The following is a 732-nucleotide window of genomic DNA, read 5'->3' on the forward strand; positions in this document are numbered from 1 at the left end:
CTCCGAGTCGATCTTCTGGGAGGTCGCCTCGGAGATGTTCTGCTGGCGTCCCATGGACATGCCTAAGAACACCTCGTCCTGGTTCTCGCCATAGGCCACCGTGCCAAGCTCGGGCGAAAAGCCCCACTTGGTCACCATCATGCGGGCCAGACGCGTCGCCTGCTCGATGTCCGACTGGGCGCCAGACGTGACCTTGTCACGCCCGAAGATCATCTCCTCGGCAATGCGCCCGCCCATCATGATCGCCAGGCGCGAGGTCATCTGCTCATAAGACATCGACAGCTTGTCCCGCTCCGGCAGCTGCATCACCATGCCCAGGGCCCGGCCGCGCGGGATGATCGTGGCCTTGTGCACCGGGTCGGTGGCCGGCACGTTGAGCGCCACCACCGCGTGGCCGGCCTCGTGATAGGCGGTCAGGCGCTTCTCGTCGTCGGTCATCACCAGGGTGCGCCGCTCGGCCCCCATCATCACCTTGTCCTTGGCGTCCTCGAACTCCTTCATGGTGACGATGCGCTTGCCGCGCCGGGCCGCGAGCAGGGCCGCCTCGTTGACCAGGTTCATCAGGTCGGCGCCCGAGAACCCGGGGGTGCCGCGGGCGATCACCTTCAGGTCCACGTCGGGCGCCAGCGGCACCTTGCGCACGTGCACCCGCAGGATCTTCTCGCGGCCCATGACGTCGGGGTTCGGCACCACGATCTGGCGGTCGAAGCGGCCCGGGCGCAGCAGCGCCGG

1 protein-coding gene is annotated in these 732 nt (G+C 67.6%); it reads right to left on the bottom strand.

Annotation, left to right across the window (positions count from 1 at the left end; all coding sequences use genetic code 11):
• Positions 1-732: ATP-dependent metallopeptidase FtsH/Yme1/Tma family protein (locus ACYVOK_RS29065; RefSeq protein WP_460665753.1), on the bottom strand; the 732-nt coding region annotated here is incomplete at both ends.

It is taken from the genome of Kribbella swartbergensis, from assembly GCF_054784135.1.